Source organism: Thermococcus sp. ES12 (assembly GCF_012027515.1).
GTDB classification, from domain to species: Archaea; Methanobacteriota_B; Thermococci; order Thermococcales; family Thermococcaceae; genus Thermococcus; species Thermococcus barossii.
The window spans coordinates 1-437 of record NZ_SNUP01000079.1 but is presented as its reverse complement, the minus strand read 5'-3'; the positions used below and the strand labels follow the sequence as shown (position 1 = coordinate 437).

Below are 437 nucleotides of genomic sequence, written 5' to 3'. Positions count from 1 at the left end.
TATGAAATAAAAACGATACAGTTGCTAAATGGGTTACTATTAAGTTCAACTAATAATCGATAGCTAAAAGGTAGATAAAAAACAAAAATTTAATTATCACTTTGTAGCATTTTGTATAGACTGATTTACAAGTTCTGTTAACTTTGAAGCACTTTGGTTAACGACTTCACCAGTTGACTCCCCAGCACCTCTTAAGTACTTCAGCACAATCGCGATTATAATCAATGCTGCAGCGATCATAAACAAATACTCAATTGCACCCTGAGCCTTCCTCCTCATAACATCCACCCCCATTGACGTCTTTCATCAATTTTAATAGGAAAAAGGTTATATATCTTTTTGCTCAAATCTGAGACGATTATACGCAATAATGATTATTCAAGGTGTCATAAATGGTATTAAAAATTTTCCAATCGGAATCTGCAAATATTGGAGAA

General features: G+C 33.2%; 1 protein-coding gene. It reads right to left on the bottom strand.

All coding sequences use genetic code 11. The features are described from left to right. Window positions 1-96: 96 nt before the first annotated feature. Entirely contained in the window at window positions 97-279 is a 183-nt protein-coding gene (locus E3E37_RS11130) for a class III signal peptide-containing protein (protein WP_167717417.1), read from the bottom strand. Between the last annotated feature and the right edge of the window lie 158 nt (window positions 280-437).